The organism is Microbulbifer jejuensis (genome assembly GCF_047289955.1).
Lineage (GTDB): Bacteria > Pseudomonadota > Gammaproteobacteria > Pseudomonadales > Cellvibrionaceae > Microbulbifer.
The window spans coordinates 1-26606 of sequence record NZ_JBLBUB010000007.1 but is presented as its reverse complement, the minus strand read 5'-3'; the positions used below and the strand labels follow the sequence as shown (position 1 = coordinate 26606).

Annotated in this window: 26 protein-coding genes; 16 read left to right on the top strand and 10 right to left on the bottom strand. The window is 57.4% G+C overall.

What is annotated here, in order from left to right:
* Positions 1 to 115: 115 nt before the first annotated feature.
* Complete coding sequence (locus ACL7TT_RS05970) at positions 116 to 1360, bottom strand: sterol desaturase family protein (protein WP_413393910.1); 1245 nt, start codon at positions 1358 to 1360, stop codon at positions 116 to 118.
* Between the two features lie 852 nt (positions 1361 to 2212).
* On the bottom strand, positions 2213 to 3100 hold the full coding sequence (locus ACL7TT_RS05965) for a YicC/YloC family endoribonuclease (protein WP_413393909.1): 888 nt from the start codon (positions 3098 to 3100) through the stop codon (positions 2213 to 2215).
* 109 nt (positions 3101 to 3209) lie between these two features.
* Here ACL7TT_RS05965 and rph point away from each other — a divergent pair, with 109 nt between their 5' ends.
* A complete protein-coding gene (gene rph / locus ACL7TT_RS05960) occupies positions 3210 to 3938 on the top strand; it encodes a ribonuclease PH (protein ID WP_413393907.1) in 729 nt (242 codons plus the stop codon).
* Between the two features lie 90 nt (positions 3939 to 4028).
* Here the strand turns inward: rph and ACL7TT_RS05955 are convergent, their stop codons facing one another.
* Positions 4029 to 4796 carry an exodeoxyribonuclease III gene (locus ACL7TT_RS05955; protein ID WP_299943193.1) on the bottom strand — a complete coding sequence of 256 codons (768 nt, stop codon included), beginning with the start codon at positions 4794 to 4796 and terminating at the stop codon, positions 4029 to 4031.
* Between the two features lie 114 nt (positions 4797 to 4910).
* Between ACL7TT_RS05955 and pyrE the strand changes: the two genes are divergently transcribed.
* Together pyrE and ACL7TT_RS05945 are read left to right on the top strand one after the other, a co-directional pair.
* Complete coding sequence (gene pyrE, locus ACL7TT_RS05950) at positions 4911 to 5564, top strand: orotate phosphoribosyltransferase (protein WP_413393904.1); 654 nt, start codon at positions 4911 to 4913, stop codon at positions 5562 to 5564.
* Between the two features lie 35 nt (positions 5565 to 5599).
* On the top strand, positions 5600 to 6217 hold the full coding sequence (locus ACL7TT_RS05945; protein ID WP_413393901.1) for a hypothetical protein: 618 nt from the start codon (positions 5600 to 5602) through the stop codon (positions 6215 to 6217).
* An 89-nt stretch (positions 6218 to 6306) separates the two neighbouring features.
* Here ACL7TT_RS05945 and slmA read toward each other — a convergent pair whose 3' ends face one another.
* The 4 genes from slmA to coaBC all read right to left on the bottom strand — a co-directional run bounded on the left by slmA (position 6307) and on the right by coaBC (position 11860).
* Positions 6307 to 6915 carry a nucleoid occlusion factor SlmA gene (gene slmA / locus ACL7TT_RS05940; RefSeq protein WP_299943185.1) on the bottom strand — a complete coding sequence of 203 codons (609 nt, stop codon included), beginning with the start codon at positions 6913 to 6915 and terminating at the stop codon, positions 6307 to 6309.
* A gap of 110 nt (positions 6916 to 7025) precedes the next feature.
* Entirely contained in the window at positions 7026 to 7943 is a 918-nt protein-coding gene (gene argB / locus ACL7TT_RS05935) for an acetylglutamate kinase (protein WP_413393898.1), read from the bottom strand.
* Between the two features lie 296 nt (positions 7944 to 8239).
* Positions 8240 to 10627 carry a phosphomannomutase/phosphoglucomutase gene (locus ACL7TT_RS05930; RefSeq protein WP_413393895.1) on the bottom strand — a complete coding sequence of 796 codons (2388 nt, stop codon included), beginning with the start codon at positions 10625 to 10627 and terminating at the stop codon, positions 8240 to 8242.
* Positions 10628 to 10648: 21 nt separating this feature from the next.
* Positions 10649 to 11860 (bottom strand): bifunctional phosphopantothenoylcysteine decarboxylase/phosphopantothenate--cysteine ligase CoaBC, encoded by a 1212-nt coding sequence (coaBC, locus tag ACL7TT_RS05925; RefSeq protein WP_413393893.1) that lies wholly within the window; start codon positions 11858 to 11860, stop codon positions 10649 to 10651.
* Positions 11861 to 11999: 139 nt separating this feature from the next.
* Between coaBC and radC the strand changes: the two genes are divergently transcribed.
* From radC to ACL7TT_RS05890, 7 genes are all read left to right on the top strand, one after another.
* A complete protein-coding gene (gene radC, locus ACL7TT_RS05920; protein WP_299943175.1) occupies positions 12000 to 12674 on the top strand; it encodes a RadC family protein in 675 nt (224 codons plus the stop codon).
* Between the two features lie 217 nt (positions 12675 to 12891).
* Entirely contained in the window at positions 12892 to 13128 is a 237-nt protein-coding gene (rpmB, locus tag ACL7TT_RS05915; protein WP_226644147.1) for a 50S ribosomal protein L28, read from the top strand.
* Between the two features lie 36 nt (positions 13129 to 13164).
* Positions 13165 to 13320 (top strand): 50S ribosomal protein L33, encoded by a 156-nt coding sequence (gene rpmG, locus ACL7TT_RS05910; RefSeq protein WP_020413983.1) that lies wholly within the window; start codon positions 13165 to 13167, stop codon positions 13318 to 13320.
* Between the two features lie 99 nt (positions 13321 to 13419).
* Positions 13420 to 14235 (top strand): bifunctional DNA-formamidopyrimidine glycosylase/DNA-(apurinic or apyrimidinic site) lyase, encoded by an 816-nt coding sequence (mutM, locus tag ACL7TT_RS05905; RefSeq protein ID WP_413393890.1) that lies wholly within the window; start codon positions 13420 to 13422, stop codon positions 14233 to 14235.
* Positions 14236 to 14316: 81 nt separating this feature from the next.
* The gene (locus tag ACL7TT_RS05900; RefSeq protein ID WP_413394123.1) at positions 14317 to 14469 is read left to right on the top strand and encodes a DUF5993 family protein; all 153 of its coding nucleotides are present in this window, start codon (positions 14317 to 14319) and stop codon (positions 14467 to 14469) included.
* A gap of 13 nt (positions 14470 to 14482) precedes the next feature.
* On the top strand, positions 14483 to 15022 hold the full coding sequence (locus tag ACL7TT_RS05895; RefSeq protein WP_413393888.1) for a disulfide bond formation protein B: 540 nt from the start codon (positions 14483 to 14485) through the stop codon (positions 15020 to 15022).
* A 240-nt stretch (positions 15023 to 15262) separates the two neighbouring features.
* Positions 15263 to 16873, top strand: coding sequence for an amidohydrolase (locus ACL7TT_RS05890; protein ID WP_413393887.1), 1611 nt, complete (start codon positions 15263 to 15265; stop codon positions 16871 to 16873).
* Positions 16874 to 16923: 50 nt separating this feature from the next.
* Here the strand turns inward: ACL7TT_RS05890 and ggt are convergent, their stop codons facing one another.
* The 3 genes from ggt to rsmD all read right to left on the bottom strand — a co-directional run bounded on the left by ggt (position 16924) and on the right by rsmD (position 19880).
* Positions 16924 to 18642 carry a gamma-glutamyltransferase gene (gene ggt, locus ACL7TT_RS05885; protein WP_299943155.1) on the bottom strand — a complete coding sequence of 573 codons (1719 nt, stop codon included), beginning with the start codon at positions 18640 to 18642 and terminating at the stop codon, positions 16924 to 16926.
* Positions 18643 to 18705: 63 nt separating this feature from the next.
* Positions 18706 to 19182, bottom strand: coding sequence for a pantetheine-phosphate adenylyltransferase (gene coaD, locus ACL7TT_RS05880; protein ID WP_299943153.1), 477 nt, complete (start codon positions 19180 to 19182; stop codon positions 18706 to 18708).
* A 98-nt stretch (positions 19183 to 19280) separates the two neighbouring features.
* Entirely contained in the window at positions 19281 to 19880 is a 600-nt protein-coding gene (gene rsmD, locus ACL7TT_RS05875) for a 16S rRNA (guanine(966)-N(2))-methyltransferase RsmD (protein WP_413393884.1), read from the bottom strand.
* Positions 19881 to 20208: 328 nt separating this feature from the next.
* Here rsmD and ftsY point away from each other — a divergent pair, with 328 nt between their 5' ends.
* The 6 genes from ftsY (at position 20209) to trmB (ending at position 25373) form a co-directional block, all read left to right on the top strand.
* On the top strand, positions 20209 to 21237 hold the full coding sequence (gene ftsY, locus ACL7TT_RS05870) for a signal recognition particle-docking protein FtsY (RefSeq protein WP_413394121.1): 1029 nt from the start codon (positions 20209 to 20211) through the stop codon (positions 21235 to 21237).
* 30 nt (positions 21238 to 21267) lie between these two features.
* Entirely contained in the window at positions 21268 to 21954 is a 687-nt protein-coding gene (gene ftsE / locus ACL7TT_RS05865; RefSeq protein WP_299943147.1) for a cell division ATP-binding protein FtsE, read from the top strand.
* On the top strand, positions 21935 to 22960 hold the full coding sequence (gene ftsX / locus ACL7TT_RS05860; RefSeq protein WP_413393882.1) for a permease-like cell division protein FtsX: 1026 nt from the start codon (positions 21935 to 21937) through the stop codon (positions 22958 to 22960). Before ftsE ends, ftsX begins: the two co-directional genes overlap by 20 nt.
* A 222-nt stretch (positions 22961 to 23182) precedes the next feature.
* The gene (rpoH, locus tag ACL7TT_RS05855; protein ID WP_413393880.1) at positions 23183 to 24037 is read left to right on the top strand and encodes an RNA polymerase sigma factor RpoH; all 855 of its coding nucleotides are present in this window, start codon (positions 23183 to 23185) and stop codon (positions 24035 to 24037) included.
* A gap of 111 nt (positions 24038 to 24148) precedes the next feature.
* Complete coding sequence (locus ACL7TT_RS05850; protein ID WP_413393878.1) at positions 24149 to 24526, top strand: DUF423 domain-containing protein; 378 nt, start codon at positions 24149 to 24151, stop codon at positions 24524 to 24526.
* A gap of 88 nt (positions 24527 to 24614) precedes the next feature.
* On the top strand, positions 24615 to 25373 hold the full coding sequence (gene trmB, locus ACL7TT_RS05845; protein WP_413393876.1) for a tRNA (guanosine(46)-N7)-methyltransferase TrmB: 759 nt from the start codon (positions 24615 to 24617) through the stop codon (positions 25371 to 25373).
* Positions 25374 to 26606 lie beyond the last annotated feature (1233 nt).

Sequence of the window (26606 nt, the reverse complement as noted above, 5' to 3'; positions counted from 1 at the left end):
GTGTTGGGCGTTTCAGGTGCACGATACCGTCTGCACACCGGTGCCGGCCGGAATCGCCTGTGCGCATGTGCTCAATCACCGCAGGCTTTCTGCGATAGAGACTTGCCCCGCGTTGCTAATGGCTAGCGAGGGCGACGGTATCTTTTTTGTCCGTGATTGCCAGCCACCACCACAGCAGGGCGCTGATAAAAATATAGGCAGTGAAAACGGGCACAAATTTGGCGCTTAGCAGCGGCAGGGCCCCGGCCAGAAGCCCCAGGCGCAGGGGCTCCAGAACTCTGGCCCATGGGTGCCCGTCCAGGATGCGCCCGTTGACCATTAGGCAGAATACCAGTGCGGTCACAACCGCCAGCAGCGGTGCAAAGCCCAGTTGTGTACTGAGCCAGAGCAGGGCCAGGCTGGCGACGGAATAGCACAGGTGCTGGATCAGCGCATAGTTGCGGCGGCCGCGGCGGATGCGGGGATTGAAGCGCTGGAAATGCGTCAGGTCGGTGGAGGATACGGGCATGGCCGCCTCCGCATCTGCAGGTCGGTAGCCGGTGGGGCGAAACCACAGGGTAAGTTTGTCCCGCCAGCGTTTGGTGTACCAGGCATCCAGTGCCATGCGCTTCAAATGCTGCAGGTTGGCCGCCAGGGGGTCGAAGGTGTTGAGGGGTTTGCGTACGCCGTAGATACAGGGTTCGCTGTCGAGCTCCTCCTGGTAGGTGCCAAACAGGCGGTCCCAAAAAATCAGGATGCCACCGTAATTTTTGTCTACATAGACCGTGTTCTGGGCGTGATGTACCCGGTGGTTGGACGGGGTGATAAAGAACCACTCCATCCAGCGTATCTTGGGAATTTTTTGTGTATGTACCCAGAATTGGTAGAGAAGATCTATGGCGCCGGCGGTGATCACCATCTCTGCGGGCAGGCCGATCAGTAGCAGCGGCAGATAAAAGACCCACTCGAGTTGTAGGCCGCCGCTCGATTGGCGCAGGGCGGTGGTGAGATTGTAGTCCTCGCTCTGGTGGTGCACCAGGTGCCCGGCCCAGAAGAGATTTATCTCGTGACTGATACGGTGTTTCCAGTAGTAGCAGAAGTCGTAGGCGATGACCGCAATACACAGGTGCCAGCCATTGGTCATGGACCAGTCGACGCCCACCAGCTGGTAATAGGGCGCCAGCAAATGGTACAGCGGGATATACACAACCAGGAACAAACTTTTATAGGTCAGCCCCAGGATGCGGCTGAGGATGCCCGTACTGAGATTGCCGAGAGCGTCGTTAAGGCGGTAGACCCCCCAGCCTTTCCAGCGGTCTAATGCGAGTTCGGACAGGACAGCGATAAGAAAAAAAGGAATGGCAAGGGTAATCAGACTCACGGCGACCTCTTAGGGTATAGATAACACTTGATACCGTAGTTGTCCCGACTTTGCCACACAGGGCGTATGTGGCAAATATTTACAGGGGCTGAATTCCGAAATTCATCAGTGTTAGCGCCGGGAAATCCTTCAGAGATAGCTGATGAGGCCCGGGGGAGCCGGACAAAAGCTTTACCAGAGCCTGGGCCCGTACCAATCAAGGCCGCTGAAAAGACCGGAGCAAAGCCAACAAGAAGCGCCGAAGGAAGCCTGAAGGCGCCAAGCCCCCGCAACAGCTGGCGAGAGCCTGAGCCATTGACTGCAGCGGCCAATTCGGCCGGATGAAGTTAACACCTTTGGTGGGATTTACAACGCATTCTGCGGACATGTCGCAACTTCAAAGGCCCCCATCAATAGCCCTTAATACCGCGGAAATAACCCAGCTAGAAAAGTGGGGGCATTGGGGTGATGATTCCATCGCCACTGGAGTAACACCGGGTTGTCTGGAGGAGCGCACTAACAGAGAAGCTAAAAGGTGTCGCGCAGATGGTGGACAATATGTGCCTCTCTTCAAGTGCAGACCCGTTATCGCGACTGGCTTTATGGAAAAGGTGTAATGGTTGTCAGTGAAAAATTCAGGCACGTCAATCAAGGGAAAAGTCACAGTGTACGGAGTTTTCGGGCACCACTGGGGAAAAGGTGACAACAGACAACAGGACAAAGAACCGGGTCAGCTTACACACAGATTTTGCAGGATATCTTTCATCTCTATTAGCCAACCTCAGAAAAACGGCTCAGTGATCAATGCCCGGTTGAAATTTCCGCGCTTTCAGTGATCCCCTTGTACTGGCCCGGCGTGCATGGATCCGGGTATTACTCGATATTTTGCACCTGCTCCCTCATCTGCTCAATGAGGACCTTCAACTCTACCGCCGCTTGGGTGGTACTGGTTACGATGGATTTTGCAGACAGGGTATTGGCTTCGCGATTAAATTCCTGCATCAGAAAGTCCAGCCTTCGACCTATGGCGCCGCCACCAGAGAGCACCCGGCGTGTCTCGGCGGTGTGCGCACCCAGGCGGTCCAGCTCTTCATCCACATCCGCTTTTTGAGCCAGAAGTACGATTTCCTGCTCCAGGCGCTCTTTGTCCAGATCCAACGAGAACTCCTCTAGTCGGCTGCGCAGCTTTTCCCGTTGCGCCTCCAGTATTTGTGGAAGCAGCCCGCGCACCTGGGAGATTTGTTCCTCAATGCCCACCAAGCGGGCTTCAATAAAATTGGCCAGCTCTGCCCCTTCGCGCTCCCGATTTGCGCGAAGCTGTTGCAGTGCTTGGCGAAAAGCCTGGAGAACAGTGGCGGATTGTCGCTCGGGATCGGTTTCCGGCTCACCGATGACACCGGGCCACTGGAGAATCTGCAAAGGGTTGAGCGGCAGGGTATCTTCGTTCGCGGCTACTTGCTTGGCGGCCTGCAACAGGGCTTGCGCCAATGCCTGGTTAATCTCCAGTCCGACGGTTTCCCCACTGTTGGGCTTGAGGGTCAGGGTGAGTTCGATTTTGCCGCGGGACAGATTTTTGCGCAAAATATCCCGCAACTGAGCCTCCAGGGGGCGCGCGGTCTCCGGGAGGCGGAAGTTGGGCTCCAGGTAGCGGTGGTTGACTGAGCGCAGTTCCCAGATGGCGGTCCCTGTTTCGAAAATGGCCTCGGCGCGCCCGAAAGCGGTCATGCTACGCACGCTGTTTTGTTCCCGGTTATCAGCCATTGCGGATCCTCTGCAGGCGTTTTGTCAGCCCGGCATCATAGCACAGCGTCCGGATGCCCATGGGGGAGTATATAATGCAGGGCTTCCATGCAATAGATCGAGGTGAATTATGCAGCGACCCAGTGGCCGCGCAGCGGCGCAACTGCGCCCCATCAAGATAACCCGCAACTATACCCGTCACGCCGAGGGTTCTGTGCTGGTGGCGTTCGGCGGTACAAAAGTGTTGTGCAATGCCTCTGTCTCGAATGAAGTGCCGCGGTTTTTGCGCGGTCGGGGCAGTGGCTGGATCACGGCGGAGTACGGTATGTTGCCGCGCTCCACCGGTACACGTATGCCGCGGGAGGCAGCCAAGGGCAAGCAGAGTGGCCGCACGGTGGAGATTCAGCGCCTGATTGGTCGCTCGCTGCGGGCGGCAGTGGATCTGGAGAAGCTCGGTGAAAACCAGATTACCCTCGATTGTGATGTCATTCAGGCCGATGGTGGTACGCGCACAGCGGCGATTACCGGTGCCTGCGTGGCGCTGGTGGACGCCCTGCGCCATATGCAGCGGGAAAAGCTTCTCATCCAAGACCCGCTGTTAAACCTGGTTGCGGCGGTGTCAGTGGGTATCTATGCGGGGCAGCCGGTGCTGGACCTGGATTACCCCGAGGACAGTAGCGCCGATACCGATATGAACCTGGTGATGGCGGCAGACGGCGGTATGATTGAGGTGCAGGGAACCGCCGAAGGCGCGCCCTTTTCTGAAAAGCAGTTTGCCCAGATGCTGGGTTTGGGCAAGGCGGGGATCGGCGAACTGATTGCCCTGCAGAAAAAGGCGCTGGATGCGCGGGGCGACTGAGATTCGGCAGCCTCCTGGCTGCCTGGCCCGGCAGTCTCTGCCGGGGCGCAAATGCTCGCGGAGTTCAGTACCGCCCGGGCCCGCCGCTAATCACACTTCGAGGTCATAATCCATGCTGACCGGCAGGTGGCTGGAAAAGCTGACGTTCTTGTTGATGGCGCCGTACTCGATGCGATTCTTCAGCCCGTGTGAGACTATCTGCATATCGATGCGCCAACCATCGCCCTCGCCGAGGGTGCCACTGGGCCACCAGGTGAATTCATCGGTGTCTTTGACCACCCGACGGAAAGCATCGGCATAGCCGATTTCATTGAACAACTGGTCCAGCCAGCGCTGTTCATGGCGCATAAACCCCGGAGTGTCCTGATGGTCCTGCCAGTTCTGCACGTCGGCGCGGCGGTGGGCCATGCCCCAGTTGCCGCAGAAGATAAAGTCACGGCGTTTGCGACTGACCTTGTGCAGGTGCGCCTGCATATCGTCGAAGAACTGTACCTTTTTCTCCAGGGTTGCCTCACCGGTAGCTGCGGGGGCGAGCAGCGAGCCGACACTCAGGCGCTCGAAGTCCGCCTGTAAATAGCGTCCGAACATGTCCTCACCACTGGCAAAGCCCATACCGAAGATAATGGCTTTGGGCTGGCTGCGGGTGTAGATGGCCACCCCATTTTCGTGCGGCGTTCCCGAGTCGAAGAAATAGCTGTAATAACCGTCGGGGTGAAAGACGGGGTGGTCCAGCTGGGGCTCAAGGGCGCGCAGGTCCTGTAGACAGATAATGTCTGCGTCCTGCTCTGCCAACCAATCGTAGAGGCCGCGTTGTGCGGCCTGGTGAACGCCGTCCACCGACAAGCTTACTATTCGCATTATTAGCCCCTTACCAGCGGACTGTGTATCATTAGAAACATTATGTGTGTGCCTGTCCCCGGGATTGCCACGGGGCGGTCTCCCTTCACCTTAGCCAATTGTTAACAATTTTCCATGCAGCAGTATCAGCGCGATTTTATCCAACTGGCCCTGGATCACCGAGTGTTGCGTTTCGGTGACTTCACCCTGAAATCAGGCCGCCAGAGTCCCTATTTCTTCAATGCCGGACACTTCCATACCGGTGCAGCGCTGGCAGCACTCGGACACGCCTACGCCGAAGCGGTTATCGCTTCAGAGGTGGATTTTGATGTCATTTTCGGGCCGGCTTACAAGGGTATCCCGCTGGGTGCGGTGACCGCCGTGGCACTGGCGCAGAAGGGCATCAACAAGCCTTTCTGCTTCAACCGCAAGGAAGCCAAGGATCACGGCGAGGGTGGAACCATAGTGGGTGCGCCGCTGGTTGGCAAGGTTTTGATTGTCGATGATGTGATTACCGCGGGTACTGCGGTGCGCGAAGTAGTACAAATTATCGCAGCCCACGGAGCCAGCGCCGCCGGTGTGGTGATCGGATTGAACCGCCAGGAAAGAGCGAGCGAGGAATGTGAATTCTCCGCTATTCAGCAGGTAGAGAGACAGTACAATATCCCGGTGATCAGCATCGTGCAGCTGGACAATGTGATCAGTTATCTCGAGCAGGAATCGCACGACAGCGAGACCCTGCAAAAAATTGTGGACTATCGGCAGCGTTACGGCGTTTCGGATCAATAGAGCGGGACCTTTGTGGCGGGCCGGAGGACTATTCAGTGAGAAGTGCGATGCGAGCCGCTCCTGTGGTACGTTTACTGGTCGCCGCTCTGGTGTCGCTGCCTGCCTTGGCAAATGCCGCGGGCGGTGCCGGGGACAGGGTGCTCTATCGCTATACCGATGAGCGGGGCATAGTGGTGCTCAATGAGGTGGTCCCACCCGAGTATGTTGCCAAGGGGTATGAGATCCTCACCCCCACTGGCCGTGTGCTCGAGGTGGTGCCCCCGCAGCCGAGCCCCGAGGAATACGCGGCGAAGCGCCGGCAGGAAGTCCAGAAGGAGGCGGACCGCAGGTTACTAAAACGGTACAACAGCATTGCCGATATTGAGAGTGCGCGGACGCGCAAGCTGGCTATTGTGGAGCAGGATATGGCAATTATGCGCTCGAATATCGCCAGTCTCGTTCGCCAGATCGCTGAGGAGGAAGCAGCTGCGGCGCGTACCCAGCGCAGCGGCCGTGAGGTGGCACTCGAACTCCTGAGGCGTATCGCCGATTTACAAAAGGAGGTATCGGTCTTGCGCGAGCGCCTCAGTCAGCGTGCGGGGGAGGCCCGCTCTATCGGTGCGGAGTTCGATAAAGCCGTTGCCCGTTACACCGAGCTCACAGCCCGATCCTAGCCGGGCAGTCCTTCCGTTGCGCATTCCCCGGTTTTGCTCGCGGCCCATTTGATTGCGGGGTGGATCATGGCGGAATTGCCTCCGGCCCGCTACCTGACCGGGACCAGGGTTTCGCGAAAGAACCCCGAGGTCAGAACCGGCCACTGCTCCTCCCAATACTCGGTGGGTTTGCGTTTAAAGCCGCTGCGTACATATTGCACAATCCGTCCTTCGGCACTGGCCAGCAGCAGGTTGGCCGCGCCGCCTAGAGGCAGTACTGGGCGCAGGTCCTCGCGCAGTTCCGCCTCTCGCAGGATTTGTCGCATTTGAGTTTCCAGGCGGTCGAACAACTGTAGAATTCGCCCGTGTAGTCGCTCGGTCTCGCCCGTCAGGGCATCGCCCGTGAGCAGCCGGGTAATACCCGGATTGCGTTCACAGAAGGCCAGAAGGAGGTGCAGAATTTTCTGGCAGCGGCTCAGGGCCGAGGGCTCATCCCGCAGAATCAGTGCGACGCGACTAAAAATGGCCTCTTCAATGAATTCAATCAGGCCCTCAAACATTTTCGATTTGCTGGGGAAGTGGCGATAGAGTGCCGCTTCGGAGAAACCGACCTCCCTGGCCAGGGCTGCAGTTGTGATACGTGCGCCGGGACTGGCTTCCAGCATATGAGCCAGGGCTTCCAGAATTTGTTGCCGCCGAGTAATTTTTTCACTGCTCATTGATTGCCTTTTGTCCACTTGAGGGTGGGCGGTGATTTTGTTTTTATCGCTGTAGTGTTGCGGTGGCGGAATCCTACCGATTCGCCGGGCTGTGTTCAATTGCCAAGACGTTATCTGCTTTCAGTTTGCGCGCGGCTATTGGTGATCAATGTGCCTACGCCACTATCTGTGAAAATTTCCAGCAGTACCGCATTTGGGATGCGCCCGTCGATAATGTGGGCTGCGTTAACCCCGGCTTTGATGGCATCCAGTGCGCAGGCAATCTTGGGAAGCATACCGCCGTAAATAGTGCCATCGTCAATCAGGCTCTGCACCTGTGGGCTGGCCAGGCCGGTGAGTACTTCTCCCTGCTTGTTTTTCAGGCCCGCTACATTGGTGAGCAGCATCAGTTTCTCGGCTTTTAAGCACTCGGCGATTTTACCGGCCACCAGATCCGCATTTATGTTATAAGAGATGCCATTTCTGTCCACACCAATCGGGGCAATGACCGGAATGAAATCACCATTGATAAGCATGTTGATGACTTCGATATTGACTTTTTCCACCTCTCCGACCTGACCGATATCGATAATCTCAGAGGCGTGCAGGCCGGCGTTTTCATTTTTCCTGGTCAGTTTGCGGGCCTCTAACAGCAGACCGTCTTTACCGGTCACGCCCACAGCGCGGCCGCCATTGTGGTTAATCAGGTTGACAATTTGCTTGTTGACGGTACCGCCCAGCACCATCTCCACCACATTCATGGTCTCACTGTCGGTGACTCGCATTCCATCCACAAAGCGGGATTCAATATTCAGTTTATGCAGCAGTTGGCCAATTTGCGGACCGCCACCATGCACCACCACCGGGTTCATACCCACCAACTTCATTAAGATAATGTCGCGCGCGAAACTATTTTGCAGTTCCCAGTCCACCATGGCGTTACCGCCGAATTTCACCACGATGGTTTTGCCGGTAAATCGCTGGATATAGGGTAGTGCTTCATTTAAAACCTGGGCGACACGCAGAGCAGACTTCTTATTGAGGGACATGACCATTCCTTTCTGATCAAGCAGAATCGTACGGATATCGCCACCCGCCTTTACCGGGGATACTGGGCAAATAACCGGGGTTTGTATTGGAAAAACTTGCTGGCCAAGGGCTAACAGCGGCAGCAGCACCTGCCATATATATTACCGGGTCGGAAGGAAAGAATACCCTTCCCCCAGAACGCGTTGTGAATACATCCCTATACGCCCTTAATCGGCCTCCATGCCTCATACGGTTCTGAGAGAGGGGTTATTTTCCCCTCCTGCTTTACTAGTCATTCGGAATCAAGCCGAACGCACTAGTCGAGAAGCTGCCAATTGGGCACTGTGATCGCGGGCGCAATTCTCCTGAGCTGGTCCATCACTTGGGTGCGGATACGTTCCAGGGCTTCGGCATTTTCCGCTTCAAAACGCAGCGTCAGCGCACTGGTGGTGTTGGAGGCGCGCACCAGCCCCCAGCCATCGGAAAACTCGATGCGCAGGCCGTCGATGGTGTTGATGTCCGCATTGGCAAAGTCCCCCTGCTCGCGCAGTTGATCGACCAGGGAAAACTTCTCCTGCTCCTCTACCGGCAACAAAATTTCCGGGGTGCTTTCCATTCTTGGCAGCGAATCCAAAAGCTCATCCAATGTCTGTTCGCGCAGGGCCATAATTTCCAGTATGCGCGCGGCCGCATAGATACCGTCGTCAAATCCAAACCAGCGATCTCTGATAAAAATATGTCCCGACAGCTCGCCGCCCAGAATGGCCTTGGTTTCCAGCATTTTGGTTTTCATCGGCGCGTGGCCGGTTTTCCACATCACCGAGCGGCCGCCATACTGGCTGATCAGTTGCGCCAGGCTGCGGCTGCTTTTTACATCAAAGACAATATGCTCCCCGGGGTGACGTCCGAGAATATCCCGCGCCAACAGCATCACCAACTGATCCGCCCAGGCGATGCGCCCGCTGCGAGAGATCAAGGTAACCCTATCGCCATCACCATCGAGCGCCACACCGAGATCTGCACCGCATTCTGTCACCTTGTCAATCAGGGCCTGCAGATTTTCAGGTCGGGAAGGGTCCGGCGGGTGATTGGGGAAATTTCCATCCACTTCGCAGAAAATAGGGGTCACGGCACAGCCCAGTTGCTCAAACAGGCGTGGCGCCAAAACGGAGGCAGCGCCGTTGCCGGTATCCACAACCAAGTGTGGCTGTCCGGCAAGGGCGACGTTATTCAAGACCTCGTCAATGTACTTGTCTTTGATTTCCTGTTCACGATTGCTGCCCTCACCCTGCTTGAAAGGACCTTTCTGCATCAGTTGATACAGTCTCTGCAGTTTTTCCTCGGCCAGCGGGCGCCCTTTCAGAACAATTTTAAATCCATTGTCCTCGGCGGGATTGTGGCTCGCTGTAACTATAACGCCACTGCTGGTATTTTTCCCTTTTACACAGGCGTAATAGAGTAGGGGGGAGGGTATCAGCCCCAGATTGATACTGTTGCAGCCGCTGTCGAGAATACCTTCCACCAGGCAGTTGCCCAGCAGTTCACTGCTATTGCGGCCGTCGCGTCCCACCAGCAGAATAGATTCGCCAGCGTGTTGTGCCAGGGTTCCCAGGGCGCGCCCCAGTTGATAGGCGAAAGGCTCGTTGATTTCCTCACCGGCAATACCGCGAATATCGTAGGCGCGAAATACGTGTTGTGGACAGTTGATTGCCGGGTTCAGCCCGGACTGGCGCACAGCCACAGGGGGTTGTTTGCCGGCGGTGTTATTTTCCCTGTTTTGCCGGGGGGTATCTGCAGTAACACTCGGTGGTGAAGCGAGACTTTGGGGTATAGGGTTTTCTCCCTGTATGACATTCCCGCTCGGCGCGGATTTTCCCGTTCCACCTTTTGCGCCATTGCCCCTGCGCTCCCAGGGCGCTTTGGTACCCCTGGGGAGGAAAGCTGCCAGTAATACCAGAGAAATCAGCAGGCCTGCGCCAGCACCGAGATAAATCCAGAGTTCCGGCAGGCTGTGCCGATTTGTGAAGCTGTCCGAGGGACTAAATTGAATACGCAGATAACTGTTTTGGAGATTTATCCCAGTGGCGTGTCCGGCCCCCTGGCCGCCGCGCCACAGCGTCTGTGCCGGCGCATCGGGAAATTTCTGAATCAGTTGGATTTGTCCCCGGCTCTTGTCGAGTCCGTTCAGGGTATTTTCCAGAATGGCAAACGGCTGGGAGATCAGTAGCTGCTCTCCGTGCAGATTCAGTGCACTGTGCAGCTGCAAGCTGTTGTCTTTGCCGGTACGCAGTATTTCCAAAGGTAGTCGCGAATCCGTCCGCCCGCGTTTGAGCAGGTCCACCAGGGCGAAATTGAGGGTTGGATTTGCACCTGCGCCCACTTGAATCTGCTGTTCAGTAAACACCTGTACTGAAGACCCCTCGGGCAGTTGCGCGGTTTCCAGCAGTGTGAGAGCCGGTATTTCTGTGGCATGAACTTTTTGCAGGCGCCGGGAGCGTTCGCTCAGTTGTTGCTGCACGATCTGGGCAAACGCCTCTCCCTGTTGCTGGGCTACCTGCCTTACCTGGGCCTGGTTGTAGGGATCTACAACGTATTCTATCAGTAAATAGGCACCGCCTAGCCAGGCGACAGCGGCCAGTAGGGATGGCAAAAACAGTCCCTTGTGCAGGTGCACACGGCGATGGTCATTCTTGTTGGAAACCACGGATTTTCCTGTTTGTAGCGTTTACTGTTGTTGTGCTTTTGTGGCGATTATTTCTATTAATTGTTTGGCAAGGTTGGCCTTTAAAGCCGGCGGCAAACTGTTACAGCCATCGCGGTCTATGACCGTGACCGCATTTTGATCGCTATTAAAGCCGCTATCTGCGCGGCTGACATCATTGGCGATAATCATATCGAGGTTTTTGTGCTGCAGCTTGCCCTGCGCATACTGCACCACCCGCTGGGTTTCCGCAGCGAAACCCACGGTGAATGGGCGTAGTTTGGTGCGCGCTGCAATGCCGGCGATGATATCGGGGTTTTTTACCAGGGTTATCGAAGTCTCGTCGCGACCTTCCTGCTTTTTAAGCTTTTGCCCGGCCACGGTTGCCGGGCGAAAATCCGCTACTGCGGCAGCGCCGATAAAAATATCGCAGAGATCCGCGGCGCGTTCGGCGGCATCGCGCATTTCCCGGGCATTGACAACATCGACGCGTTTTACCTGTGCCGGGGTACTGAGACTCACAGGTCCCGAGATCAGCGTCACCTGAGCGCCGGCCCGCCGGGCCGCTGCGGCGAGGGCAAAGCCCATTTTGCCGGAGCTGTGATTGCTGAGGTAGCGGACCGGGTCCAGAGCTTCACGGGTGGGGCCCGATGTGATCACCACTTTTTTTCCGTGCAGGCAGTTGCTGCTGGCGTACAGGCGCTCTGCCTGTTGTGCCAGGTCCTCCGGTTCCAGCATACGTCCGGGTCCCACATCGCCGCAGGCCTGGCTGCCGCCCGCAGGGCCCCAGAACAGCACGCCACGTTTGCGCAGGGTTTGTGTATTGGTGGCAGTGGCAGGGTGGCGCCACATGGCTTGATTCATGGCGGGCGCCAGCGCCAGTGGTGCCTCGCTGGCAAGGCACAGGGTGGTGAGCAGGTCGTCCGCCATGCCACAGGCAAGCTTGGCCATGATCTGGGCGCTGGCGGGAGCGATGAGGATCAGTTCGGCCCATCTGGCCAATTCTATATGCCCCATGGCCGCCTCCGCTGCCGGGTCCAGCAGGTCGGTGTGCACCGGGTTGCCGGACAGGGCCTGATAGGTCAGCGGCTGTACAAATTCACGCGCGCCGGCACTCATGACCACTCTCACTGCGGCACCGCGCTCCTTGAGGCGGCGCACCAGGTCGGCACTCTTGTAGGCGGCAATACCGCCACTGATACCCAGGATGATGTGTTTGTCGGCCAGGGAGGACATAGGTGCAGTTCCCGAATTGCTACAAGGGGGTAGATTAGCATTGATGCCTCTGTTCATATAAGACGGGGATCGGGCATTCACTGAAATGTGGGTAGAGGCGGGGAATGAGGCGCTGTGGCGGAAAGGTCGGAGGGCAAAGGTGAAAATCAAGGATTGGCCCGAGGCTGAGAGGCCGAGGGAGAAGCTGTTGGCACAAGGTGCCGGGGCACTATCGGATGCGGAGCTACTGGCCATTTTTCTGCGCGTGGGCTTGCCGGGGGTCTCTGCGGTGGATATGGCGCGCAGTCTGCTGAGGGAATTCGGCGGTTTGCGTGCGCTGCTGGAGGTGGACCGGGACCGGTTCTGCCGCGCACCGGGACTGGGCAATGCCAAGTTCGCCCAGTTGCAGGCGGCGCTGGAAATGGCGCGGCGGCACCTGGCAGAGACCATCCGGCTGGGCAGTGCCCTGGGCAGCCCTGCGGCGTTACGGGATTACCTGGCAATGCAGCTGCGCCACCGTCGCCGCGAGGTTTTCTGCTGCCTCTATCTGAATAACCAGCGCTGTGTGATCGCCTTTGAAGAGCTGTTTGAAGGGACGCTCAACGCCGCCAATGTGTATCCCCGTGAGGTGGTGCAGGCTGCACTCTACCGGGGTGCTGCAGCGGTAATTTTGGCGCACAATCACCCGTCCGGTTCCTGTGAGCCCAGCCAGGCGGATATCTGGATTACCGAACGCCTGGTTCAGGCACTGCAACTGTTCGATATCCCGGTGCTCGACCATATGATTATCGGTGAGGGCGAAACGCTGTCCTTTGTTGAACACGGGCTGCTGTAAAGCGAAAGCGCGGTTGCCGGTGACATGGACGGGTTGTACAAAACTTGCCCCCTGCGGGCTCTTTTGGTATAAAACGCCGCTCTTTGCGGCCGGGCCGGATTCTGAACAGGTTCCGCCGCCATCCAGGAACCGGACTAGAATCCCGATTTGTATGTTCCCGCAGCAGCTTCCTCGCCAGGAGGGGCTGTGGGCACAAGCGTTTTCAAGAGGCCAACAGATGTCTAAGGTATGTCAGGTAACCGGTAAACGGCCGGTTACCGGAAACAATGTATCCCACGCCAAGAATCGCACCAAGCGCCGCTTTGTGCCGAACCTGCACAGCCATCGTTTCTGGGTTGAATCCGAGAAGCGTTTCGTGAAGCTGCGTGTTTCCGCGAAGGGCATGCGCGTGATCGACAAGAAAGGGATCGACGCTGTTCTGACGGAGCTGCGTACCCGTGGCGAAAAAGTATAACGGCTGTAGCCCAGCAAACCGATTGGAGAGAGAGCAATGCGCGAGAAGATCCGCCTGAATTCCAGTGCCGGTACCGGCCACTTTTACACGACCACCAAGAACAAGCGCAACATGCCCGAGAAAATGGAGATCAAAAAGTACGATCCCGTTGTACGCAAGCATGTTATGTACAAGGAAGGCAAAATCAAGTGACTGTCGCTTGCGTAGCCTGTAAAAAGCCCGGCCAGTCACCGGGCTTTTTTGTCTCTGTGGATTCGGTACGCCGGTCCTGAGGGTCCGCGAAAGCAGATAATGCCAGAACTACCGGAAGTAGAGACCACACGTCTGGGGCTGCAGTCCCACCTGAAGGGGCGCCGGGTATGCTCTGCCGAGGTGCGCCAACCCCGCCTGCGCTGGCCGGTGGAATCGGACTTTGTTCACCGTATCCGCGGTGCCCGGATACTCCGCCTGGCCCGCCGTGCCAAGTATCTGCTGGTGTACACAGATATGGGCTGCGCCATCTGGCACCTGGGAATGTCCGGCAGCCTGCGCATGGTGAAAGCCGGCACTGAGCCCGAGAAACACGACCATATCGACTGGCGGCTCGACAGTGGCTGGATACTGCGCTATCGGGACACGCGCCGCTTTGGTGCGCTGCTTTGGGCTTCCGGCAACCCCCTGACCCACAAACTGCTCAGCCACCTGGGTCCGGAGCCGCTCTCTGCCAAATTTAACGGGGACTATCTGTTCTCGGTCTCCCGCAAGCGCCGGCAGTCGGTGAAAACACTCATTATGGATGGGCATATTGTGGTGGGCGTCGGCAATATCTACGCTAGTGAGTCATTGTTTCTCGCCGGTATCCGCCCGGACCGGGAGGCGGGTTCTATCTCCAGGGCCCGCTATGGACGCCTCGCGGAGGCCATCAAGCAGGTGCTGCAGCGGGCCATCACCCGGGGAGGGACGACCCTGCGGGACTTCATCGGGGGGGATGGCAAACCGGGTTACTTCGCCCAGGAGCTCAATGTCTATGGCCGTGCGGGGGCGCCCTGCCCAACCTGTGGGCGCCCGCTGCGCGATAGGATTCTGGGGCAGCGCAACACCTTCTTCTGTACTCGTTGCCAACGTTGACCAGATGGTCTGTGTGTGGGCAGCAGGGATCGGCAATACTCATATCAGTACGAATGCTGGATGCGGAGATAGCCCGTGGTAATGATGTTGCCTTTCCTTACGGTTCTGATAGCCATCTGGTCTCTATGGAAGGGCCGCCGGCGTGCAGTGATCGGTTGGTGGCTGGCGACTTTGCTGATTTATATCGCCTGGTGTGCTTATCACATGACCGGGGTGTTGGGCCTCTCCTTCTAGGCGTGGTGGTGGCATGGCGTATACAGTGCGAAGACTCGATACCCTGATCCTATTGGCCGTGACGGTCGCGTTGTGGTTTGCCTTTGCCGTGGAGATATTCCTGCAGCAACTGCCCTGCCCTCTGTGCCTGCTGCAGCGTGTCGCTTTTACCATGGTGGGCATTGGCCTGTTACTGAATTTGCGCTTCGGTGTGCGCCCCATGCACTACGGGGTAGTTATATTGTCGAGCCTCGCCGGGCTGGCTGTGGCTGGGCGACAAGTGCTGCTGCATATCCTGCCGGGCAATCCTGGCTTTGGCAGTCCTGTTCTTGGCCTACACCTGTATACCTGGGCGGCCATTGCTTTCTTTGCCCTGTTGGCCTACAGCGGGATCATCCTGATGTTGGCCTTTGTCCGACAAAACGGTGCCCCGCGCCGATTCGGTTTCGCCGAGAAATTTGTCGCAGCGGCATTTTTCACCATTGCCCTGGTCAACCTGATCAGTACTGTTTTTGAGTGTGGTCTGGGTCCCTGCACCAGTCATTCCTTCGGCTATCACTGGTTCCGGCCCTAGCTGTATTTATCAGCGCGGCAATCTCATCGACGGTGGGGTTAATAGCCAGGTGTTTTTCCTTTCCTATAATTTTTCTGTTGATGCCTGAAATTTAAGTAGTGGAATAAGTGCTGCTTAAATATAAATACTCGGGTTGGTCCTTTATATCGAAAAAATCTGTACAGGGATTATTGCTGTGCTATCGATGTATAACTCAAGAGCATGCCGGTAATATTTTTCACCTGGGAAAAGGGAGGTAACATGATGCACCTGACCTGGTTTTTAGCGGGTTTCCTTTTGCTGTCTTGTGGGCGGGCTGACCCCAGCGGAGTCTCAGTAGTTACTCCAGCCGATCTGGTGATCAAAAATGCCCATATCTACACTGTGAACAGGGATAAATCTGTCGCTTCGGTGATGGCAGTCAAGGGTGGACGCATTGTCTACGTTGGCAGTGGCCGGGAAATAGAAAACCATATCGGACCACAAACAACAATTGAAGACCTTCATGGGCACTTTATTTTACCGGGGTTTATACAGGGAATAAAAATTCGGGGAGCAGTCTCTGGTATCAATCTTTTCTCTGGAAACTCTATAGAGGAGTATCGTCGTTCCGTGGAAATATTCATCGCGGAAAATCCGAATCAACAGGTGATTGTTGGCATGGGTTGGCGTCCGCAGGTTTTTTCCTCACGCAGGCCCCATAAAGAGATGCTGGACCAGATCAACGACCTGATTCCGATCATCCTGTTTTCTGCCGATAGTGCCAGCATTTGGACAAATTCTGAGGGGCTGGCGGCTGCAGGTATCGATAACGATACAGAGAATCCCGAAGGTGGTTTGATTGTGAAGGATGAAGATGGCATGGCTGTCGGCTTATTGCGCGGGCGCGGCGCAACTGCACTTTTGCAGAAATTGATACCGGAAGGCCGCTCCACAGACTATCGGGAAGCTATTTTGCGCGTACATAAACTGGCGCCAAGCCGGGGGGTGACAACCGCGTATGAAGTCGGGATACCCCCAAAGAGCCATAGGGAACAAATAGCGGATATGGAGACCTTATCCGGGCTCAGCCCTTTGGATCTGCGTGTGAGGACTGCTTTTACCGTTTCGCCGGGAATTACTGAGGCACAGCTAAGGGTGTTGCAAGGTCTTGCAAAACACTATACCAGTGAGGATTTCCAGATAGGCTCCGTGAGTGTTTCAGCACTGGATCATCAGGCAACGTCCACCGACATGCACGTTAATATGGAACCGGTAGAAATTGACAGAATGGCCCGGTTGATTCAGCGCGCAAACAGGCAAAATTTTTCGGTACAACTGTACGCGGGAAATCGGGCCGGCACTGAGCGGGCCCTGGCGGCCCTGCTGCAATTGGAGGCGGTCGCAAAGCGCCAGCGCAACAGCATCCTGGGCGCCTCAATTGCCAGCGCCGGGGAATTACAGCGGTTTGCACAGGGCAGCATTGTGGCGGTATTGCATCCCGGACAGATTCCGTCAAAGCGTGTTCACCCCGACAGGTCCGGGGCCGGGCGTTTTTTCCCCGTGGGGGTGACCCTGGTATCCGGCTATGCCTGGTTACCGGGCGGGCCGGACACGCCACTGGCCGGTATTCAATCCGGAGTCCGACGCAGAATTCCTCTTTCGGCGATGATAGAGACCGTGACCCTTAATGGCGCCTTTGCCAACGGCCTGGAAGCAGAAACCGGCAGTCTGGAAAAGGGCAAATGGGCGGATTTTATTGTGTTGGACCGCAACCTCTTCCAGATTCCGGTCGAGGAAATCACCAGGGCCCGTGTGCTGCGCACCTATTACAAGGGAAGACTGGTCCACGACAGTGACAACCCCCACACATCCGGCTTGCCCGCCAGATAAAAAGCCTGAAAAACGGCCAGGAGTTCTTCCAAGGGGCAGCCAAAGGGAGGTTAGTGCCCCCGGGCGCTGCCCTCCCGGCGGGGATCAGCGCCGCCGTAGAGTTTGTTGCCTTTTAGCGCGATCGCGTGAAGGCCGCTGTTGAGGTTGCGCTCCACCACCTGATGCCCGCGCGCCTCCAGTTTCTCAACGGTATCCTCACTGAAGAAGCCCGGCTCCAGTTCCACACGCCGACCAATCGCCGCGATGTTGCCGGCGGCAATGGCGTCTGCAATGGGCATGTTCAGACCCAGGTGATAGAGGATGGTGCGCGCGGTGTAGTCGATAATACGGGAGCCACCGGGTGAACCCACTAACAGGCGCATGCTGCCGTCGGGGTTGAATACGATCGTGGGGGACATGGAAGAACGCGGCCGCTTGCGCGCCTGGATGCGGTTGGCCACCGGCTGCCCGTCTGCGTTTTTCGGGGTGAAGGAAAAGTCGGTCAGCTGGTTATTCAACAGGAACCCCTTCACAAGCAGGCGCGAGCCAAACCCGGTCTCGATGCTGGTGGTCATACTGACCCCGTTGCCGTAGCGGTCGACAATAACCAGGTGACTGGTATTGGGCATTTCCGGCGATTGCGACATAGCGCGCTTGCGCGCATGGCCGGTGGGGTCGCCGGGCTCGGCCACGGTGGCGCTGTCCGGATCGATCAGCGCTGTGCGCCCTTTCAGATAGTGGGTGGAGACCAACAATTGACTGGGTACACTGACAAAATCGGGATCGGCGGCGTAGGCGTTGCGGTCGGCAAATGCCAGCTCCGATGCCTCGACAAACAGATGGGTGAGCAAGTCGTCACCGGCTTCCAGGTCCTGCAGTGGAAACGCCTGCAGTACACCCAGGATAGCGCCCATGGTGGTGCCGCCAGAGGAGGGCGCATCGGCACTGCAGACGCGGTATTCGAGAAACAAGAAGCACAGGGGTTGTCGCTCTTTTGCGCGATAGTGCGCCATATCCTTCAGGCTGAGCAGGCCGGGATTGATCGGGTCGCCCTGTACCGCTTGTACAACTGCCTCGGCGATCTCCCCCCGGTAAAAGGCATCGGCACCGCCCTTGGCGATGGCCCGCAGGGTTTGCGCATACTCCGGATTCTTCAGCCGATATCCCACCGGTAGTGGCTCGCCGTCACCGTTGAAGAAGTAGTTGGTGATAGCGGGCCTGGCGGCCACCCTGGGCAATTTCAGCAACAATTGGTGCAGTCGCGGGGAAATTTCAAACCCGGACTCAGCCAACTGGATCGCCGGCTGGAACAGGGATGCCCAGGGCAGTTTGCCGTCGCGCCGGTGTGCCAGTGCCAGCATGCGGACTACCCCGGGCACACCTACGGAATAACCGCCGATCACCGCCTGCATAAAAGAGCGCGGTCTGCCATCGTGCATGAAATAGTCTTCGTTGACCGCTGCCGGCGCTGTCTCCCGCCCGTCGTAGTAGCGGAGTTTTTTCTGTTCGGCGTTGTAACTGAGCATAAAGGCACCGCCGCCGATGCCCGATGACTGCGGTTCCACCAGTCCCAAGACCATCTGTGCGGCGATGGCTGCATCCACGGCGGTACCGCCGCGCGCAAGGATCTGTTCAGCGGTGCGGCTGGCGTAGGGGTTGGCGGTGACCGCCATATAGGTTCCGGCAGTGGCGGATTTGATGGCGCTACGACCGGTATCAATTTCCGGCTGTGGCTCGTCGGCAACGGCCTGATTCAGAAAAACGGCGAAGGCGAAGAGAAGGTGGCGCACGAGACACTCCGCGGACTGTGGAAAAACCCGCATGAGTGTATCAGAAATTCCCCTGAATCCGGGTTAGCGGAATTTCTCCTTGAGCGCAGTCTGGACCGTTGGCGGAACAAATTTGGCCACATTCCCGCCCAGAGAGGCGATTTCCCGGACCAGGGACGAGGAAATGTAGGATAAATGTTCCGCCGGGGTCAGAAACAGGCTTTCCATATTGGGGGCCAGCTGGCGGTTCATGTTGGCCAACTGGAACTCGTACTCGAAGTCGGAAACGGCGCGCAGGCCGCGCAGTACGCCGTAAGCGTTGACTTGGTGTACCAGATCGGCGAGCAGGATATCGAAACCGATCACTTCCACATTGGGCAGGTGACCGAGTACCTGCTGGGAGAGTTCGACCCGTTCGTCCAGGGTAAACAGCGGATTTTTGCGGCTGCTGGCGGCCACCGCGACGATGACCTGGTCAAACAGGCGGCAGGCCCGCTCAACGAGGTCCAAATGGCCATTGGTGATGGGATCGAAAGTCCCAGGATAGACGACTTTTTTCATATGCCAAGACTTATTGCGGGCCGGACAGGGTGCGAATGGTAAACAATTTACGGCTAGGGCTCAAAAAGGGATGGGGCCAACGGGTGTGCCCTGCCCCTCTAGTGATCGTCAGGACGGGATGGCGCGCAATGATATAAGCGCATACACACTTGCCCCGTGGATTTTTCCTTGTCCAGTTGCCAGTGTGGTGGCGTTGGGAGCGCGGTATTGCGAGGTGTCTCGACATAGACCAAAGCTTCGGGGGCGAGGTGACTTTCCAGCGCATCGAGACTCTCCTGCCAGAGATTGTCGGCAAAGGGTGGATCAACAAAGACGATATCGTACCGTTTGCTGGTGCTCGCCAGGAAGTCGTGCGCTTTGCAGTTGTGCACCTGGGCCCCGAAAGCGCCCAACAATTGCAGTTGTTCCTTCAGGGTGTGCGCCGCCTGTGCGTTCAGCTCGACAAAGTCCACCGAGGTGGCGCCGCGGGACAGCGCCTCCAGCCCCAGGGCACCCGAACCCGCAAACAGATCCAGGCAGCGCGTGCCGAGCAGAGAGCATTGCAGCCAGTTAAACAGGGTTTCGCGCAGCCGGTCGCCGGTGGGCCTCAGCCCCGCCACCGCTGCGAACTGCAACTTGCGCCCGCGCCACTGTCCTCCAATGATACGCAACTGCGAACGGGGCGGCGGGGTTGACCGGTGGGATGAACTTCTGGCCAAGGTCACTCTCTACTGGGGGCTTAGCGATGCTAAGATTAGCGTCTTTCTGCAAGCGGTACACCCGGATATACGAATGATCTTTGATTTTCTGCGTAAAAAGAAAAAGGGCAAACCCAAACAAAGCGAGCCCCAGAAAGGGCATGCAGAGGCCGCCGCTGTGCCCGAAGAGGTATTGCCGGCGAAGCAGCGGGCACCTTCGGCAGTACAGGAAGAATCCCCTACGCCTAAAGCGCGCACCACCGCCGGGCAGGAGGCCTCTGAGGAGGACCCGAGCGGGACAGTTGCGGAGCAGGCTCCGGCAGAGCCCCCGCAGCCTGTTGTCGGGGAAATGCAAGGTGCTGCCGCCGCAGATGCCCCCCTGCCTCCCACACCGGAGTCCCTGCCTAAACCCACGGCCCCCCTGCAGGAAAAGTCGACCCCAATAAAGAAAGAGGGATTGTTTGCGCGCATTCGCCGGGGCCTCAGCCGCACCAGCAGCCAGTTTGCCGAAGGTATGGGCAACCTGTTCCTCGGCACCAAGGAGATCGATGAGGATCTGCTTGAAGAGCTGGAAACCCAGTTGCTGATCGCGGATGTGGGGGTCGAGGCCACCAGTGAAATCGTCGGGCGTCTTACCGAGCGCGTCTCCCGTCGCGAACTGGCCGATGGCAATGCGCTCTACAGCGCGCTGCAGCAGGAATTGACCGAATTACTCGACAGCGTCGAGGCCCCCCTTGTCATAGACACCGGCAAAAAGCCCTATGTGATTCTGGTGGTCGGCGTCAACGGTGTCGGCAAAACCACCACAATAGGCAAGCTGGCGCATCGCTTTCTCAACGAGGGCAGGTCGGTCATGCTCGCCGCCGGCGATACCTTCCGCGCCGCTGCGGTGGAACAGTTGCAGGTCTGGGGGCAGCGCCACCATGTGCCAGTGATCGCCCAGCACACCGGCGCGGACAGCGCCTCGGTTATTTTTGATGCGGTGCAGTCGGCCCAGGCCCGCGGGGTCGATGTCGTGATTGCAGATACCGCAGGGCGCCTGCATACCAAATCCAATCTGATGGAGGAGCTGACCAAGGTGCGCCGCGTCATGGGTAAGCTGGACCCCAGCGCCCCCCACGAGGTCCTGCTGGTGCTGGATGCCGGCACCGGCCAGAACGCTATCAACCAGGCCACCCAGTTCCGCCAGGCAGCCAGCGTCACCGGCCTGGTGCTGAGCAAACTGGACGGCACCGCCAAGGGTGGAGTGATCTTTGCCCTGGCGCGGCACTTCGGCATTCCCGTACGCTTTATCGGTGTGGGCGAGCAGGCGGAAGACCTGCAGCCTTTCCGCGCGCGTGAATTTGTCTCGGCCCTTTTTAGTCGCGATGGGGCCTGATTACCTCACCCTCAGGGAAAATCCATAATCGTGATCACCTTTGACCATGTGAACAAGCGCTATGCATCGGGACAGGACGCCCTGGCGCGGGTCAGCCTGGAAATCCCCCGCGGCGATATGGTGTTTATCACCGGGCATTCCGGTGCCGGCAAAAGCACCCTGCTCAGATTGCTCACCGCCATTGAGCGCCCCACCAAGGGCACGATTCTGGTGGCCGGGCAAAACCTCAACCGTCTGCGCAATCATCAGATCCCCTATTACCGACGGAATCTGGGCATTGTGTTCCAGAACCACCAGTTGTTGTCTGACCGCAGCGTATTCGACAATATTGCCCTGCCCCTGTCTGTAACCGGCTGCAACAGGCGTGAAACGGGTCGCCGGGTGCGCGCAGCGCTGGATAAAGTCGGGCTGTTGCACAAGGAAAAGCAGAACCCCATGGTACTCTCCGGGGGAGAGCAGCAGCGCGTGGGTATTGCCCGCGCCGTGGTGAATAAGCCGGCAATACTGGTGGCGGACGAGCCCACCGGCAACCTGGATTCACAGCTCTCGCGGGAAATCATGCAGTTGTTTGCCGATTTCAACGCCGTGGGAGTCACCGTGCTGGTGGCCAGCCATGATCTGGAGCTGGTCGCGTATATGCGCCAGCGGGTGCTGACGCTGCAGGAGGGCCAGTTGATTTACGACGGGGTTGCAAGCCGTGAAGTACTCCCAAACTAGGGCGGCGCAGACACAGCGCCGGAACAAAGCTGCTGCGGAAAAGCGCGCGCGCAGCACCGGAGCCGTGGTTGCGCGCACCGGCTTTGGCGACCTGTGGCACAGCTGGCTCGGCCACCATCGAGAGGTGGCGGTGGAATCTCTGCGCCGCTTCTTTGCCACACCTATGGCCAGTACCCTGACGGCCCTGGTGATTGCCATCGCCCTGGCGCTGCCCGCCGCTTTGCAGCTGGGATTGCTGAACTTTCAGCGCGCGGTGGCCGGCTGGGATGGGCAGCCGCAGATCTCGGTATTTCTGCACAAAGACGCAAAAGAGGGGGCAGTCCGGTCTTATACCGAAAAGCTGCGCGAAGACCCGGCCATTGCCGAGGTAACTTATATCTCCCCGGAGATGGCCCTGGCCGAGTTCGAGCGGGCTTCCGGGCTTGGTGAGGTGCTCACGGGTCTCGATAACAACCCGCTACCGGCGGTGCTGCTGTTGCGCCCGCGGGATCTGCAGGATAGCGCAAAGCTGCAGGCGCTGGCGGAAAATCTGGATGCACAGGCACTGACCGATTCCGTGGTGCTGGACCTGGCCTGGGTGCAGCGCCTCACCCAACTGACACAACTGGGGCAGCGCCTCTCTGCGGGGCTTGCGGTGCTGTTGTCGCTCGGGGTAATCCTGATCGTGATTAACACCATTCGCCTGCATATCGAAAACCGCCGCGAGGAGATACGGGTAGTGAAGCTGGTGGGCGGTACCAACGCCTTTGTACGCCGCCCCTTCCTCTACAGTGGCCTCTGTTATGGCCTTGCTGGCGGCCTGCTGGCCTGGCTGCTACTCCTCGCCGGCGTGCTGCTGTTGTCGGGGCCGGTTGCGGGCCTGGCCTCCAGTTACGACAGCAACTACACCCTGGCCGGCCCCGGCCTCAACGACTTCCTGGGGTTGACTGCCGGTGCCGCCCTGCTGGGGTTGCTGGGTGCCTGGCTGGCGGCCACCCGGCATATCCGCGCGATAGAGCCGTGTTGACTGTTTGGTTATATCAAGAAGCGTAAAGCCGCCCCGGCGCAGGGAACCTGTGGCGCCAGCCGGTTCTCTAACTGACCACAATACACCGGAATACGGCGTGTGTCGGCGGGCTTTCTTATCTGCCGGTGCAAATGCTACACTGGGCCAGCTTGTCAGCGGATTCTGTGTCCGCGGGCAGGGGTCGGTGGAACCGGCCGACGAATAATGAGAGGAGAGACCTGAATGGCAACCAGCCTACAGCCAGTGCATACGCTGTCTCCGGGCGCCAACCTGGGAGCTTATATCCAGACGGTCAGTGGCTTTGATGTCCTGTCCGCAGAAGAGGAAAAGCGCCTGGCAGAAGACCTTTACTATCGGGAAGATCTCGATGCAGCACGTCAGCTGGTGATGTCACACCTGCGTTTTGTCGTGCATATCGCCAAATCCTATTCCGGTTATGGCCTCAACCAGGCCGATCTGGTGCAGGAGGGCAATGTCGGACTGATGAAGGCCGTGAAGCGCTTTAACCCCGAAAAAGGGGTGCGCCTGGTGTCCTTTGCGGTTCACTGGATCAAGGCCGAGATCCATGAATTTATCCTGCGCAACTGGCGCATCGTGAAGATCGCCACCACCAAGGCGCAGCGCAAATTGTTCTTTAACCTGCGCGGACAGAAAAAGCGGCTGGCCTGGCTCAGCAATGACGAAGCCAAAGCCGTGGCCAAGGACTTGAATGTGGACGTTACCCAGGTTCACGAAATGGAAGGACGCCTGGCCGCATATGATGCCGCTTTTGACGCGGGTGTCGATGACGACGATGACACCGCCTGGCAGGCACCGGCACACTATCTGGAGGATCGCAGTTTCGATCCGGCGGCCCAACTGGAGCGTGACAACTGGCAGGCCACCAGCCTCACCAGTCTGAACAGTGCCCTAGCGCAGTTGGATGAGCGCAGCCGCGATATTCTCCAGGCACGCTGGCTGAGCGAGGAAAAGTCCACCCTGCATGAATTGGCAGGGAAGTATGGTGTCTCCGCCGAGCGTATCCGCCAGTTGGAAAAGAACGCCATGAAAAAAGTGCGCACGGCAATGGAGGCCTGAGCCCGCGCATTGACCGATCAAGGGAAAACCGCGCTGTAGCGCGGTTTTTTTGTTTGCGCAATTGCCCTTTCCCTCTGCCCTTGGGGGAGGGCAATAGTTAGGAGGTAGGCAATGGCCAAACTGTACTTTTTGCTCGCTGCCCTGTTTGGTGCCAGTGGCGTTGCACTTGGCGCATTTGCGGCGCACGGGCTGCGTGACAAGGTGACGGAAAGCCTGCTGGAGGCTTTTAAGACCGGGGTGCAGTACCAGATGATCCACACCCTGGCCCTGTTCGGCGTTGCGCTGTTGATGCAGAGCTGGGGCGAGCGCCTGTCGCTGTCACTGAGCGGTGCGCTTTTTATCGCTGGCGTGGTGTTTTTTTCCGGCAGTCTCTATACGCTCGCGCTTGGCGGGCCGCGCTGGCTGGGGCCGGTAACCCCGCTTGGGGGTGTGCTGATGATTGCCGGCTGGTTCGCGCTTTTTGCCGCCGCCGCTAACTTTTCCAAATAGGTTCGGGTGGCTGCCTGCACTTTGGGCTGTCGATGGCCCGGCACCGTCCCGACCAGTGAATACCGTTTCGCATCAGAGGTTGTAAGTCATGCAAGACGAATTCGCGGAAGCATTTTCCTACCGCACCGAGTACAAAAAAAAGTCCATTCGCAGCTATGTGATGCGCGCAGGGCGTATCACAGAGGGGCAGCGCCGTGCTTTTGATACTTACTGGGGGCAGTACGGACTGTCCCTGTTCGATGGTCCACCCAATGCCCGTGCGGTTTTTGGCCGCGAGGCCCCGCTGGTTTTGGAGATCGGCTTCGGCATGGGGGACTCCCTGCTGGCGATGGCGCAGGCAGAGCCTGAAAAGGATTTTATCGGCATTGAAGTACACCCGCCCGGCGTCGGAAGGTTGATCAACAACGCCGGCAAGGCCGGCGTAAAGAACCTGCGTGTGTATATGGCCGATGCCCTGGATGTTTTGAACGATTGTATCCGTAATGGCAGCCTGGATCGGTTCCAGCTGTATTTCCCCGACCCCTGGCACAAGAAAAAGCACCACAAGCGCCGTATTGTGCAGCCGGAGTTTGTGCACTTAATCTGCAACAAACTCAAGACCGGTGGCCAGCTGCATATGGCGACGGACTGGCAGAATTACGCCGAGCATATGCAGGCGGTATTGCAGGCGGCGCACCCGCTGGAAAACACCGCCGCCGATGGGGGCACTGTGGAACGCCCCCAGTGGCGCCCGCAAACCAAGTTTGAGCGCCGCGGCCAGCGCCTTGGGCACGGGGTATGGGACCTGCTTTACCGGCGCCTGCCCGGTGTTATTCCCATGCAGAGAAAGTCTTCCGAGCAAGACTAATCCACCCTTGTATAATTCGGTACATGATGGTGTTTGGGCTGTAAGGGTTTCAAGTCAACGTCTTTTTCCGGCACGGGAGTTTCTACCAGGTACGCTCTCTAAAAGAGCGATTTCCCTATTTTTGCTGATCAGCAATAGGTATGCGTATTTATCCATACTGGGTGGATGTCACAGTGATATTTCGGAGCAGAGCGAGCCTGGCTGGGAGTTTTCATTTTTAGAGTTCACTTTGCGCATTCTTTAGGGCCAAAAGGGTATCGGGGAAGCACAAAGCCAGAAGCGTGCGAATCAATGGTTCCGATCAAAAAACGCTCTTACGTATGTAGAGCACAGTGATCAAAATCGGTATCCAGCGTTGCCAGTACACATTTGCAAGCTTTACGAGTTTTTCAAGGAAAATCTCTCCGGAATAGCGCATTCCGAGCGAAGATAACAGAATAAAGACACCGTGTTGACCAATCTCACCACGCAGTGATAAACCCCGAAACAGTGCCAGCGGCGATTACATAACCAGATTTTACAGTGACCTGCCAGTAAAATAATGGAAATAGGTTATGTCGCAGAATATAGACTTGAACTTTTCAGTATTAAATGCGCTTCCACTTTTAAGCACAGCTCATTTTATGGGGAGTGTACCAGTTCGTATAAAATAGATACATAATGGTGATTGCCATCGCTTTTATATTCCGTATGGCGTGAAATTCTCTTGTTAGGATTTCGCCGCGCTTGTACCTTGCTTAAACATTCAAAAACGTTCTTAGTACGGATCTGCCAATACCCTTTAGGTAACCAAATGGATTGCCTGATAAAGGCTATTATGCCTGAAGTGGTATTAACCAGGACCTTGCAATATTGAAAATTCTGCACAGCTATGCTCGGTTGTCACAAGTGGCCATCCAGTTGTCACGGTAAATCTGGTCTAGCAGGTAAATAAAAATAATGGGGATGCCTGACTGTAAATGGTATTTACCTTCAGGCGATTGGGGCTATTCAGATGCTAAATACTATTTATCGCCACTGGTACTGGTTTTCGTTTTTCACTCTTATCTCTTTTTCATCATACGCCCTGGCGTTTGTCCAACCCCCACGAGTTATTGTCAATTTTGGTGTTCAAAAAGCCAGATTAAGCAGCGCTCTGGTCGGCTGTTGACACCTCCTCTCCATCTTTGAACTTCACTCCGGTGATGACCTTGGCCAGGCAGTCAAAGCCCCGGAGTTTTCTCCACTTTCCCT